At 71.8% G+C, this 13,025-nt stretch carries 10 protein-coding genes and 1 pseudogene; 5 read left to right on the top strand and 6 right to left on the bottom strand.

Features of this window, described 5'->3' with window-relative positions:
* Positions 1-78 precede the first annotated feature (78 nt).
* Positions 79-534, top strand: a complete 456-nt coding sequence (locus ABIA38_RS17075) for a DUF6314 family protein (RefSeq protein WP_424639506.1) — start codon at positions 79-81, stop codon at positions 532-534.
* On the opposite strand, the gene helR is transcribed toward ABIA38_RS17075, so the two are convergent.
* From helR to ABIA38_RS17055, 4 genes are all read right to left on the bottom strand, one after another.
* Positions 521-2,671, bottom strand: a complete 2,151-nt coding sequence (gene helR, locus ABIA38_RS17070; RefSeq protein ID WP_424639505.1) for an RNA polymerase recycling motor ATPase HelR — start codon at positions 2,669-2,671, stop codon at positions 521-523. The genes ABIA38_RS17075 and helR overlap by 14 nt on opposite strands.
* A 59-nt stretch (positions 2,672-2,730) precedes the next feature.
* Entirely contained in the window at positions 2,731-3,174 is a 444-nt protein-coding gene (locus ABIA38_RS17065; RefSeq protein WP_424639504.1) for a hypothetical protein, read from the bottom strand.
* 180 nt (positions 3,175-3,354) lie between these two features.
* On the bottom strand, positions 3,355-4,278 hold the full coding sequence (locus ABIA38_RS17060; protein ID WP_424639503.1) for a VOC family protein: 924 nt from the start codon (positions 4,276-4,278) through the stop codon (positions 3,355-3,357).
* 254 nt (positions 4,279-4,532) lie between these two features.
* A complete protein-coding gene (locus ABIA38_RS17055) occupies positions 4,533-5,570 on the bottom strand; it encodes a hypothetical protein (RefSeq protein WP_424639502.1) in 1,038 nt (345 codons plus the stop codon).
* A gap of 192 nt (positions 5,571-5,762) precedes the next feature.
* On the opposite strand from ABIA38_RS17055, the gene ABIA38_RS17050 reads away from it, so the two are divergent.
* The 4 genes from ABIA38_RS17050 to ABIA38_RS17035 all read left to right on the top strand — a co-directional run bounded on the left by ABIA38_RS17050 (position 5,763) and on the right by ABIA38_RS17035 (position 10,820).
* Entirely contained in the window at positions 5,763-6,098 is a 336-nt protein-coding gene (locus ABIA38_RS17050; RefSeq protein WP_424639501.1) for an ArsR/SmtB family transcription factor, read from the top strand.
* 1 nt (position 6,099) lies between these two features.
* Positions 6,100-6,825 (top strand): cation transporter, encoded by a 726-nt coding sequence (locus ABIA38_RS17045; protein WP_424639500.1) that lies wholly within the window; start codon positions 6,100-6,102, stop codon positions 6,823-6,825.
* A gap of 716 nt (positions 6,826-7,541) precedes the next feature.
* Positions 7,542-9,299 (top strand): ABC transporter permease, encoded by a 1,758-nt coding sequence (locus ABIA38_RS17040; protein WP_424639499.1) that lies wholly within the window; start codon positions 7,542-7,544, stop codon positions 9,297-9,299.
* A gap of 99 nt (positions 9,300-9,398) precedes the next feature.
* Positions 9,399-10,820, top strand: a complete 1,422-nt coding sequence (locus tag ABIA38_RS17035; RefSeq protein WP_424639498.1) for a nitrate/sulfonate/bicarbonate ABC transporter ATP-binding protein — start codon at positions 9,399-9,401, stop codon at positions 10,818-10,820.
* Between the two features lie 401 nt (positions 10,821-11,221).
* Here the strand turns inward: ABIA38_RS17035 and ABIA38_RS17030 are convergent, their stop codons facing one another.
* Together ABIA38_RS17030 and ABIA38_RS17025 are read right to left on the bottom strand one after the other, a co-directional pair.
* On the bottom strand, positions 11,222-12,850 hold the full coding sequence (locus ABIA38_RS17030; protein ID WP_424639748.1) for a beta-N-acetylhexosaminidase: 1,629 nt from the start codon (positions 12,848-12,850) through the stop codon (positions 11,222-11,224).
* Positions 12,851-12,887: 37 nt separating this feature from the next.
* Positions 12,888-13,025 (bottom strand): annotated as a pseudogene (locus tag ABIA38_RS17025) (carbohydrate ABC transporter permease); the annotation flags it as partial.

The raw sequence follows: 13,025 nt of genomic DNA, 5'->3' as shown, positions 1-13,025 counted from the left end.
CGAGACCGTCGGGCCGGTGCACGTCACCCTGTCCCCGCCGACCGACGCAGCTCGGCGGGGACAGGGGATCATGGACGCATGTACCCGGTCCCGAATGCCGCCGCCTACCTCACCGGCCACTGGTCCATCGACCGCACGGTGGTGGACGAACGCTCCGGCGTCCAAGGCGGCTTCACCGGCACGGCCGTCTTCCGCCGCAGCGGCGACGAGCTACTCGAACAGGAGTCCGGCGAGTTCGTCTGGGCCGGGACGAGCAACCGGGCAAGCCGTACCCACCGCCTGATCCCGCACCCCGACGGCACGGCGGACGTGTGCTTCGCCGACGGCAGACGCTTCCACGACCTCGACCTGCGTACCGGGCACTGGACCACCCGACACCCCTGCGCCGCCGACCGCTACGACGGCGAGTTCACCGTGGTCTCCCCGAACGAGTGGCACCTGCGGTGGCAGGTCGCGGGTCCGGCGAAGTCGCAGACCCTGACCTCCGTCTACCGCCGCATCGACCCCATGCCCGGGGAGGTCAGGGGCCGGTGAGGATGACGAGTTGCCGGGTCGCCCTGGTCATCGCGACATAGCGGTCGACCGCTCCCTCGATGCCGGTGCCGAACGTCTCGGGGTCGATCAGCACGACCAGGTCGAATTCGAGTCCCTTGGCCAGCTCCGGGGTCAGCGACCGCACCCGGGACGTGCTCCGGAAGGTGGGGTCGCCGATCACGCATGCGACACCTTCGGCGTGTTGGGCCGGCCAGGTGTCGAGGATCGAGCCCAGCTCCGCCACGGATCCGTGCACCACCGGGACCTCGCCGCTGCGGATCGAGGTCGGCACGTTGGCATCCGGCAGGACCGCCCGGATGACCGGCTCGGCCTCGGCCATGATCTCCTGCGGCGTGCGGTAGTTGATGCTCAGCGAGGCCAGGTTGATCCGGTCGAGGCCGATCCGCTCCAGCCGTTCCTGCCACGACTCGGTGAACCCGTGCCTGGCCTGGGCCCGATCGCCGACGATGGTGAAGCTCCGGGACGGGCAGCGGAGCAGCAACATCTGCCACTCCGCGTCGGTCAGCTCCTGCGCCTCGTCGACGACGACGTGCGCGAACGGACCGGCGAGCAGGTCCGGTTCGACGCCGGGCGCGGCGGAGTCGTCGTCCAGGGTGTCCTTCATGTCCTGGCCGCGCAACATCGTCACCGCCCCTTCACCGTCGTCGTCGGCTTCCAGGATGGCGTCGACGACCTTGGCCATGTCCTCGCGCGCGGCGGCCACGGCGGCCCGCTGCCGGCGGCTGCGGTGTGCGGCCTCCGGGTCGCCGAGTCGCTGTCGGGCCGCGTCCAGGAGCGGCAGGTCGGACACCGTCCAGGCGTGGGCGTCGGCGCGTTGCAGCTTGTGTATGTCGTCGGGGTCGAGCCAGGGCGCGCACATCCGCAGGTAGGCGGGTACCGTCCACAAATCGCCGACCAGGTCGGTCGCCTCGATCAGCGGCCAGGCGCGGTTGAAGGCGGTGAGCAGTTCGCGGTGCCGCAGCAGGGACCGGCGGAGCAGGTCGGCCGAGGCTTCGTCGTCGTGCTTGTCCACCAGGATCGTGACCAGTTCCGCCCAGATCCGCTCGCGCGCCTCGTTGTGCGCGATGCCGGGTTCCGCCGCTTCGAACGCCTCGGCCCAGTCCGCGGCGCTCAGCCGGAGGTCGGACCAGTGGGTGGTGATCGTCATGCCCTTGGTGGGCGGCTCCTCGTAGCACCGGACGGCGGTCTCGATCGTCGAGGTCACCAGGTTCGCGGCGGACTTCAGCTGGGCCACCTCCGGGTCGGCCTCGACCACCGCCGCGGCTCCCTCGGGGACCAGGTCGCGCAGGGTGCAGGTCTGTACGCCCTCCTCGCCGAGGCTGGGCAACACGTCGGCGACGTAGCCGAGATAGGGCTGATGCGGGCCGACGAACAACACGCCGCCCCGACGGTGCCCGAGGTGGGGATCGGCGTAGAGCAGGTAGGCGGAGCGGTGCAGCGCGACGACCGTCTTCCCGGTGCCCGGGCCGCCGTCGACGACCAGGGCGCCGCGCGATCCGGCCCGGATGATGGCGTCCTGGTCGGCCTGGATGGTGCCGAGCACGTCGCGCATCCGACCCGAGCGGTTGCCGCCCAGACTGGCGATGAACGCGGACTGGTCGTCGAGCGCGGCGTGCCCGGCGAAGCCGTCCGGGGTGAACACCTCGTCCCAGTAGTCGCTGATCCGGCCTCTGGTCCAGCGATACCTGCGCCGGCTCGCCAGGCCCATCGGGTTGGCGTGGGTGGCGCCGAAGAACGGTTCGGCCGCGGGGGTGCGCCAGTCGATCAGCAGCCGCCGACCCAAGTGGTCGGTGAGGCCCAGTCGTCCGACGTACACGGGTTCGGCGTCGTCCGCGCCGACCATGTGTCCCAGGCACAGGTCCAGGCCGAAGCGACGCAGCGCGCGCAGTCGGGTGCTCAACCGGTGGATCTCGATGTCCCGGTCCATCGCCTGCCGGCCCCTGCCGCCGGGCGACCTGCGCTCGGCGTCGAGGCGGTCGGACAGGTCGGCGATCGTCTGGTCGAGGCACTCCGCGATGGCCGCGAAGTGCTGCTCGTCGCCGGCGATCAGGGCCGGGTCGGCCTTGCCGGCGAGGCGGTCGGGAAGGTCGAACGCACTGGTGGTGAGGGGGTTCATGGTGATCGGCTCCGCAGGTTCTGGGGTGCTGGGGTCCCGGCTCGACGAACGTGTGTGGTTCACCCGGACGCGGGTGCCACGCGGTTGCGGCCGGGTGCGTCGAACGTGCCGGGTGCGTCGAACGTGTCGAGCGCGTCGCGCAGGCGCCGGGCGGCCACCGTCGTGCCATCGGTGCGGATCAAGCGGGCCACGGCGCCGGCCCGGGCGCGGGTCTCGGGGTCACGCACCGGTCGGTACGAGGTCGAGGTCCGTCGGCCGGCCCGGCGCGGCAGTTCCTCCGCCGGCGGCGACGTCGGCCCGGTCGCCGGCGCCCGCACCGGCCGACCGACCGACACGATCGGCACGCCGACCCGGGCCGGGCGCTCCGCGAAGTCCGGCGGCGCGCACCCCCGCACCCCCGCGCCGAGCTCCGGCATCCACAGCCGCAGCCGCAGCCGCACCGCGAGCCCCGCCATCGGCTCGACGTCCCCGCGCGAGCCATCCGTCGACAACAACACACGCACTACGCGTACTCCCCGATTTCCGCAGATTTCGGCCGACTTCCGGCCCAGGTCGACGATTCTGCGGCACGAGGGGGGCCTTGCCGCAAGGCCCCCGGTGCGCTATATGTTGGATATGGCGAGGAGCGCGTGCACTCCTCGCCTTTGTCGTGCGCCGGCGGGCCCACGATCGGCCCGGTCCGGTCAGCCGGCCCGGTGAGTGCCGATCATGAGTTCGGCGAGGTCCTCGGGGGCGAGGAACGACGGCGGCGGAGGCGGGCCCCAGTTGAACAACCCGCGCGCCCCTTCGAACGTCTCCGGCGTCCAGATCTGCTCGTCCAGGACGCAGTCCATGTCGGAGTAGTACTCGGTGAAGTTGCCGGCCGGGTCCTTGAGGTACCAGAAGAAGTTCGACCCGGCACGGTGCCGGCCCAGACCCCAGACGTGGCGGTCGGGGTGGCCCTCCAACATGGCCACCGCACCGCGGCCGATCTCGTCGACGTCGTCGACCTGCCAGGAGCTGTGGTGCAGGAAGGTCACGGGCGCATCGAGGACCAGCAGGTTGTGGTGGTCGGTCGAGCAGCGCAGGAACGCTCCCTGCCCCTTGATCCGGTCGCTGACCTTGAAGCCCACCAGGTCGGTGAAGAACCGGATGGTGGCCTCGAAGTCGGTCGAGCCGAGCACGACGTGGCCGAGCTTGCGCGGCCGTACCGGCGCCGTGCGCAGGACGCCGGGGGCGCGGGCGGTTTCGCGTTCGATCCGGCCGGGACCGTTGTACACGACGGCCGGGGCGGGTGGTTGTCGGATGGGTTCGGCGACCCGGACCTCGACGCGCGTGCCGGTGACGGGCTCGACGGTACGCACGCCTGTGCCGTCCTGCTCGACGGGCGCCCCGGCGCCGCGGAGCCGGTGTGCCACGGCCGCGATGTCGTCGAAGTGCTCGGCGCCGATGCCGAGTTCGACGAGCCGCCGGGTCGGGGCGGGGACCAGGTGCAGTTGCCGGCCGCCGTCCGTGCCGGCCAGCCAGCCGTCCGGATGTGGGTGAAGACCGAAGTCGGTGTAGTAGGCGATCGCTTCGTCGACGTTCGGCACTCCGACGGTGATCGCGGTCAGACGATGTAGCGACATCGTTTCCCTCCTTGCGTCGTACAGCTCACGACGAGGACTTGAACCTGACACCCGGGTCAACTTCTACCACCTCGGCGTGACGAACACACCGGGTACGGAGGAGACGACGATGAGCGATCCGACCGGCAAGGTGGCGCTGGTGGCGGACGGCGGCCGGGCGACGGCGGGTACACCGGTGGCCACCACGCTCGCCGCGCCTCCCCCGCCGCAGCCGGGCGGACAGGGAAGCGAACCGCCCGGATGGGACGGCGCGTTCACCCTTGATCGTAGATCCGGCGCAGCCACGGCTCGCGGACGACCGGCAGTCGGGCCAGTGTGCGGCGGAACTCGTCCGGGTCGGGTCGGAACCACCCCCATGGGTGCAGCGGGAGTGGATCGTCGCGCAGGACGCCCGCGGGGAATCCGCCGGTGGCCGGGAGGGGCAATCGCTCGTGGGGGAAGGCGAGGTGTACCCACACGTCGGCGGAGACGGGCACGGCCGACACGGTGCCGCCGGGTGGCTGCCAAGTCTCCCCGGTGTACGGATGGATCGGAACCAGTGCGATGTCGAGGACGGGGTCGGGCGCGGGCAGGCCCGGTCCGGCCAGGGCCGCGTGCTTCGCCGGCGGTCCGGGCGGAAGCAGACGGTCGAGTGCGCGGCGGAACGTGGCCGCGACGAGGCCGTCCGGGACGGTCACCGGCGCGCCCGCCGAGGCCACCACCAGGTGGGCCAGGGCGACACCGGCGGCTGCCTCCCATCGCAGGTCCCAGCGCCCGGACTGGTCGAGCGGTGGCCTACCCGGCCACTCCCGCGCGAACGTCTCCCAGTCGAGCGCCGGGCGGGTGGGGCCGTCGACGGGGCGGCGGAGTACGGCGTCCGGGGCCAGCCGGACGGCCTGCCAGACCGAGCAGTCGTCGACGCGCGCCGCCACCGCGCGTCCGCACCGCTCGCAGGCCAGGTTCGGGCCTTCGCCACCGTCGAGTCCGCAGCAGTAGCCGGCGCAGCGCTCCGGGATCAGGACGGTGCCGCGGATGTCACCGGGCGCCAGGACGACCGCCCCCGGCGCGCCGTAGGACAGCGCGTACAGCGGTGCGAACACACCGCGCGCCGCCGCCTCGTCCACCCCGACCTGGTCCCACGACCGCCACGGCGGTCCGGACGGTTCGGGATCGACGGCGTATGTCCCCGACTCCATCAGCACCGGGAGCAGTTCCCCGTACCCGTACCTCTGGTGGGTGTGTGGCGGAAGCACGACCTGTGCCACCGGAACCGTCAACACGGCGCCGCACCCGACACACACGAACACATCCACATGGCCTCCCCCGCCCCGGAGTTGCGGATTATCCCGAGTCGGCGCGCCGACAGCCAACGCTTTTGGCGCCGGCATCGGCATCGGCGCTGTCCTGGCCGGGACTGGACTGGACCGGACTCGGGGTGGTCGACCCGCCACCCTCGCCCGGCCACCCCTCCCAAACTGTTCATCATCGACTGTATTATTCAGCTCATGATGAATGTTGCGGTGCACGGCGAAGTGCTGGCCCGGTTCGGTCACGCACTCTCCGATCCCACGCGTGCGCGGTTGTTGCTCGCGTTGCGCGAGGGTCCGGCGTATCCGAGCGAACTCGCCGACGCATTGGGGGTCTCGCGGACGAACCTGTCGAACCATCTGACGTGCCTGCGCGGTTGCGGCCTGGTCGTCGCCGTGCCGGAGGGCCGCCGGCTGCGCTACGAACTCGCGGACGCCCGGCTCGCCCACGCGCTCGGGGACCTGCTCGGCGTCGTACTGGCCGTCGACCCCACGGTCGCCTGCGCGGACGCCGACGAGAAGGGGTGCTGCTGAGATGGCCGCGGCGCCCGTGTCGATCCCGCCGGGGCCGTCGCCGGCCCGGCAGCGCGCACTCCGCCGCCGGATCCGCCTGCTGGTCGCGGCGACGATCACCTACAACGTGGTCGAGGCCGTGGTCGCCGTCTCCGCGGGCGCCGCCGCCTCGTCGACCGCGCTGGTCGGCTTCGGCCTGGACTCGGTGATCGAGGTCGCCTCCGCGACGGCGGTGGCCTGGCAGTTCAGCGCACGCGACCCGAGTCGCCGGGAGCGGACCACCCTGCGGATCATCGCGATCTCGTTCTTCGCGCTCGCCGCCTACGTGAGCGTGGCCGCCGTACGCGCCCTCGCCGGGAGCGGCGCGGCCGAACACTCGACCGTGGGCATCGTCCTGGCCGCACTGTCCCTGGCGATCATGCCCGGCCTGTCGTACGCGCAGCGCCGCGCCAGCCGCGAGTTCGGGTCCGCCTCCGCCGTCGCCGACTCCAAGCAGACCCTGCTGTGCACGTACCTGTCCGCCGTCCTGCTGGTGGGCCTGCTCCTCAACGCAACCCTCGACTGGTCCTTCGCCGACCCGATCGCCGCCCTGGTCATCGCCGCCGTGGCGATCAGGGAAGGCCGCGAAACCTGGCGCGGCGAGGGCTGTTGCGCACCGGCGCCGGCGAGCCGGGTCACCGCTCCGGACGCGGCGCCGGCGAGCACGGGCCGCGGTTGCGCGGCCGGTTGCGCCGGATCGGCGAAGTAGGGTCCCGCGACCAGGACTTCACAGCCGCGCTCGGTGCCGTTCGGCTCCATCGGAGGAGCGTACGGGCGGCCGGGGAGGGCGAAGTGCGTTCGGACGCCGAACGGGCCTTCTTCGTTCGCGCGTGGGCGCGTCCCCCCGTCCCGTGGTGCGTCGTGAGGCAACATCGCTCCGTACCCAGCGGCATGGGCGGGGACGGCTGGAAGGAGCAGGGATGCCGGATCGTTCGACAGCGCTGGTGCTCGGTTCGTCGCGCGGGATCGGTGCGGCGACGGCACGGGCGCTGGGGGCGCAGGGGCATCGAAGGTGTAGCACCGAGCCCCTGCGGGCCAGGGCGGCCTTGGCATGCAGAACGGGAGCAGGCGGGAAGGCACCGTCGGCTTCGAGCCGGCGGTGCAGGGTGCCGATGTAGCGGATCTCCGCCGGCTCGGTGCGGGCCCGCTTCACCTTGATCGGCGCTGTGTGGCGCCGGGGCAGGGCGGTGACCCGCGTGGCCGCGTGTCGGCGCCGACCCCGGTCGACCGCGCGCAAGGATGTCCTCGGGCAGCGGCCCGGCGAGGGGCGCTCCGCGTAGAGGGGCCACAGATGGCGGTAGCCGGTGCGGCGTTCCGGGCGGGACTCGTGGGCAGAAGGGTCGGGAGGGCCGAGGTCCGATCGGATCGCGGCCGCGTGCTCGCGCCCCGGGGCCTGCCGGCCCCACCCCGTGGTCGGAGGCTCTCGTGACATCGTTTCGGACCGGCGCCGCCGCATCGCGGGCCTCGCTTCCCTCCCGGTTCGGCGGCCGGCTGTCCCGGCTGACCTGGGTGGACGTGGTGGTCGCGGCGGCGGTGCTGGTGCTGCTCTACCTGGTTCTGCGGGTCGGGCAGGGGACCACGGTCCGCTTCTCCACCAGCCGGTCGGCGAAGGTCGACACCGACCCCACCCGGCTGCCCTACGACGCCGCGCGCTCGCTGCTGCGGATGTTCGTCGCGCTCACCGCCTCGACCGTATTCACCTTCGGCTACTCCTACGCCGCCGCCAAGAGCCGCCGCCTCGAGCGGATCCTGATCCCGACCCTGGACATCCTGCAGTCGGTGCCCGTACTCGGCTTCCTGACCGTCGCGGTGACCGGATTCATCGCCCTGTTCCCGGGCTCCATGCTGGGCCTGGAATGCGCGTCGATCTTCGCGATCTTCACCTCGCAGGCCTGGAACATGACCTTCGGCTTCTACCACTCGCTCACCTCCCTGCCGCGCGAACTCGACGAGTTGTCGCGGTCGTTCCGGTTCACCAGGTGGATGCGGTTCTGGAAGGTCGAGTTGCCCTCCGGGGCGATCGGTCTGATCTGGAACGGCATGATGAGCTTCGGCGGCGGCTGGTTCTTCCTGGTCGCCTCCGAGGCGATCAGCGTGAACAACAAGAACTACGCACTGCCCGGCGTCGGTTCCTACGCCGGCGCGGCGATCAACGACGGCGACCTCGGCCGGGTCGGCTGGGCCATCCTGACCATGACCGTGATGGTCGTCGGCGTGAACTTCCTCTTCTGGCGCCCGCTGACCGCCTGGGCGGAGAAGTTCAAGAACGAGCAGTCCGAGGCCGGCGAGCTGCAACGCTCGGTCGTGCTGAACTTCCTACGCCGTTCGCACTGGCCCCAACTGCTCGGCCGGGCGCTGCGCCCGGTGGGCCGCGGACTGAGCCGGGCGGCCCGGGTGTTCGGCGTCGACGACCGCCCACTCAATGTCGACCCGGCGCGCCGACGCACCGGCGACATCACCTTCGCCCTCGTCGCCGGCGGGCTGATCCTGTGGGGCCTGTTCGACCTCGGCAGCTACCTCCACGACAACACCGGCCTGGGCGTCTTCGGCGAACCGCTGCTGCTCGGTCTGGTCACCCTCGGCCGCGTCATCGTCCTGGTCGCGGTGGCGACGGTCGTGTGGGTGCCGGTCGGCGTCCGGATCGGCTTCTCGCCGAAGCTCACCCGGATCGCCCAGCCGGTCATCCAGGTGTTGGCGAGCTTCCCCGCCAACTTCCTCTTCCCGCTGGCCGTTTGGTTCTTCCTGAAGACGGGCCTGTCGATCAACGTCGGCGGCATCCTGCTGATGGCCCTGGGCGCCCAGTGGTACATCCTCTTCAACACCATCGCCGGCGCCCTGTCCATCCCCACGGACCTGCGCGAGGCCATGGACGACCTGGGCGTACACGGCCGGCAACGTTGGAAGCGGCTGATCCTGCCCGGCATCTTCCCGTCGTACGTCACCGGCGGCATCACCGCGTCCGGCGGCGCCTGGAACGCCTCGATCGTCGCGGAGGTCGTCACCTTCGGCGGTACCACCCTGACCGCCACCGGACTCGGCGCCTACATCGCCAAGGCCACCGCCTCCGGCGACTTCCCGCACCTGATCGCCGGGGTGGCGGTGATGAGCCTGTACGTCGTCGGCCTCAACCGCCTGCTGTGGCGCCGCCTCTACCGACTGGCCGACACCCGCTACACCCTGTGAGCCCCCTGACTCCCCCGACTTCCCTGACTCCCCCGATCTCCCCCGATCTCCCCCGATCTCCCCCGAGTCCTCCCACGTACGCACCTCCTGGAGCCCGCCATGGCCCTGAGCGCCCTCCGCAAGCTGCGCGCCAACCGCAAGAACCGTGCCGGCGGCGCCGACCGCAGCTCCGCCTCCGGCAAGCCGCCACGCGCCGCCGACGGCGAGATCCTGCTCGAAACGGTCGGCCTGACCAAGACGTACGCCGGCGCCGACGGCGAACTGCCCGTCCTGGCCGGGATCGACCTGAAGGTGCGGGCCGGCGAGATCCTCGCGCTGCTCGGCCGGTCCGGCTCCGGCAAGTCCACCCTGCTGCGCTGCCTGGCCGGCCTGATCCCGGCCGGCTCCGGCACCATCGCCTACCGGGACGAGCCGCTCAGGGGCGCCAATCCCGGTACCGCCATGGTCTTCCAGACCTTCGCGCTGCTGCCCTGGCTGACCGTGCAACAAAACGTCGAACTCGGCCTGGAGGCCCGCGGCGTGCCCGCCGACGAACGGGCCGACGCGGCGCTGCGGGCGATCGACCTGATCGGCCTCGACGGCTTCGAATCCGCGTTCCCCAAGGAACTCTCCGGCGGCATGCGCCAACGTGTCGGCTTCGCCCGCGCCCTGGTCGTCGAACCGGATGTACTGATGATGGACGAGCCCTTCTCCGCGCTCGACGTGCTGACCGCCGAGAACCTGCGCGGCGAGCTGCTGGAACTGTGGGAATCCGGCCGATTCCCCACCCGCGCCATCGTGTTGGTGACCCACAACATCGAGGAGGCGGTCCTGATGGCGGACCGGATCGTCGTCCTCGGTTCCCGCCCCGGCCGGATCAAGGAGTCCTTCGAGGTCGCCCTGGACCGGCCGCGCGACCGCAACTCGGCCGCATTCGAGGACCTCATCGACCGCGTCTACCGGGTGATGACCGGTCGGGTCAAGGAGACCCGCGTGCCCGGCCGTCCCGACGAGGTCGAGCCGGACCGGCGCACCCCGGCGAACACTCCGCTGCCCACCGCGAGCGTCGACGGACTCTCCGGCCTCGCCGAGATGGTCGCCCACCGCGGCGGCCGCTGCGACCTGCCCGACCTCGCCGACGACCTCGGCCTCGAGGTCGACGACCTGCTGCCCCTGGTCGACGCCCTGGACCTGCTCGGCTTCGCCAAGATCAGCGGCGACGACCTGCTGCTCACCGAGGTCGGTGCGGCATACGCCGGGGCCGACGTACAGCTGTCCAAGACGCTCTTCGCCGAGGCCGCACTGGGCGCACCTCTGGTCCGACTGATCACCACGAGCCTGCGCCAGAACCCCGAGGGCACCCTGCGCGCCGGGTTCTTCCGCGACGTACTCGCCCACCACTACACCAGCGAGCAGGTCACCGAACAGCTGGAAACCGCCACCGACTGGGGCCGCTACGCCGAGCTATACGCCTACGACGCCGACCCCCAGGAGTACCGCCTCGACGAGGACGAACAGCCCCCGCCGTCGGCGCAGGCGTAGGGGGTGGGGCCGGGCCGGGCCGCGCGAAGCGGCGGCGACGGGCTACGAGACGGGGTCCCGGTACTCGACCCTGGCACGAGGTCTGAACGCCTATGCGCGGCACCGCCGTTGCCGACGACGTGCGATGCGGCAACCACGGACTGCGCATGATCCAACTCCGCTCGACAAAGTACGCCTAATGCCAGTGTCCGGCCCAGGCTCGGGCTGCCCTGGTGAGTCGGTCGATGCCGGGGACGCCGTTCGCCTCCAGGTACTCCCATCGCCGTGCCTCGGCCCGTGCGAGGGCCCGCACCCCGGCGGGGGTGGCATCCGCGAACGCGGGGACGGGACGGCCGACCGAGCGGAGGCCGGCCCGGCCGACCGTCCGCCGAGCCGACCGCTCCGCCGCCCGCCGCCCGCCGTCAGACCTCCCGGGCGTCCTCGTGGACGCGGATGTCCTTCGTCAATTCCAGCAACTCCGCCTCGCGGTCCGCCCGGTGTCGCGGCCAGCCCGGTGCATCCGGACGGGTCTGCCACGGGTGCGGGCCCGCGAGCGGGCGATACTCGACACCGAGCGCGTCCAACCGGGCGAGGTGCGCCGAGGTGAGCCGCGCCTCGAAGTCCGCGTAGGCGCCCGGACCGGCCTCGGTTCCGGAGCCCGACCACACCGCTTCGGCGAACGCGCACAGCCGCGGGAACACCATGTAGTCCACGCGCCGCACCGAGTCCATGTGTTCGGTCCAGACCTGCGCCTGGCCGCCGAGCACCCGCGCGGCCTCCGCCTCGGTCAGGCCCGGAGGTACCGGGGTGAACCCGTACACCTCCTCCATCGTGAGCAGCGTGCCGACCGGGATCGGCTCGTCCGCGGCGTCGCTCTGCCGGTAGTCGAAGTACACCGTCGTGTCGGGGCAGGCCACCACGTCGTGCCCGGCCCGGGCCGCGGCGAGCGTGCCGTGCACGCCGCGCCAGCCGCCGATCAGGGCGCCCTCGGGGGCGCCGCCGGCCAGGATCTCGTCCCACCCGAACACCCGCCGCCCGCGCGCCGCCAGCATCTTCGCGAGCTCGGACACGAACCAGCCCTGGAGCGAACCCGGGTCCGGGTGGCCCATCGCCGCCCACGGCTCCGTCGGCACCTCGTCCCCGCCGATGCACACGTACTGCGACGGGAAGATCGCGCACACCTGGTCGAGCACGTCCGCGCAGAACCGCAGCGCCTCGTCGGTCGGCGCGAGCAGGCCGTCCGATCGACCGCCCCACCGGGTACGGACCTCCGACACCGGGACCGCGCCCAACGTCGGATACGCCGCGACGGCCGCCTGGACGTGTCCCGGCAGGTCGATCTCGGGCACGATCTCGATGTGCCGCTCGGCCGCGTACGCGACGATCTCGCGCAGGTCGTCACCCGTGTAGAAGCCGCCGTGCGGGCGGTCCTCGAAGATCTCGTGCTGACGCGAGCCCCGCATGCTGGCCGTGCGCCACGAGCCCACCGTGGTGAGCCTCGGCCACGTCGGCACCTCCATCCGCCAGCCCTGATCGTCCGTCAGATGCAGGTGCAGCACGTTCAGTCGGTGCAACGCCATCAGGTCCACGAACCGCAGCACGTCCTGCTTGGGCAGGAAGTGCCGGGCCACGTCCAGCATGATCCCGCGCCACCGGTGCGCCGGCGCGTCCTCGATCACGCACGCCGGGATCGCCCACGGACCCGAAGCCACCCGTCCGCGCCGCAGCGTGTCCGCGGGCAACAATTGCCGCAGCGTCTGGAGGCCGGCGAACACGCCCGCCGCCGAGCCGCCGCGCAGCTCGATCCGCTCGGCCGTGACCTCCAGGCGATACCCCTCGTCGGCAAGCCCGCCCGCGTCGATCGCCAGCGAGATCCCGGGACCCTCACCCAGGTAACAGCCGGTCGCGGGCCCGAGTACGCTTCGCAACCACGCGGCCTCGCCCGCGAGTTCCGGCGGGTGGGTCAGCCCCGTGGCGGGCGTCAGCCGATACTCGCCCACGCCGGGAACGACCCGTGCGGGCCGCGGAACGACCGCGATACCCGAACTCACGGACACAACCACATCATCAGAGGTAACCACAGTCGATTCAGTCCTTTACCGCTCCGCCGAGTCCCGATACCAGGTGCCGCTGAACGAACACGAAGAAGATCAGGACCGGGATGGTCATCAGGGTGGAGGCGGCCATGATGCCGCCCCAGTCGTTCTGGTCCGGTTTGAAGAACAC

Source organism: Embleya sp. AB8 (assembly GCF_049739465.1).
Taxonomy (GTDB): domain Bacteria; phylum Actinomycetota; class Actinomycetes; order Streptomycetales; family Streptomycetaceae; genus Embleya.
The sequence above is the reverse complement of the archived record's forward strand: the minus strand, read 5'-3'. Positions and strand labels throughout refer to the sequence as shown.

Excerpts from the sequence above, each read along its gene's own strand:
- ABIA38_RS17075 (WP_424639506.1), top strand. The coding sequence starts at position 79 with ATGTACCCGGTCCCGAATGCCGCCGCCTACCTCACCGGCCACTGGTCC.
- helR (WP_424639505.1), bottom strand. The coding sequence starts at position 2,671 with ATGAACCCCCTCACCACCAGTGCGTTCGACCTTCCCGACCGCCTCGCC.
- ABIA38_RS17060 (WP_424639503.1), bottom strand. The coding sequence starts at position 4,278 with ATGTCGCTACATCGTCTGACCGCGATCACCGTCGGAGTGCCGAACGTC.
- ABIA38_RS17050 (WP_424639501.1), top strand. The coding sequence starts at position 5,763 with ATGATGAATGTTGCGGTGCACGGCGAAGTGCTGGCCCGGTTCGGTCAC.
- ABIA38_RS17045 (WP_424639500.1), top strand. The coding sequence starts at position 6,100 with ATGGCCGCGGCGCCCGTGTCGATCCCGCCGGGGCCGTCGCCGGCCCGG.
- ABIA38_RS17035 (WP_424639498.1), top strand. The coding sequence starts at position 9,399 with ATGGCCCTGAGCGCCCTCCGCAAGCTGCGCGCCAACCGCAAGAACCGT.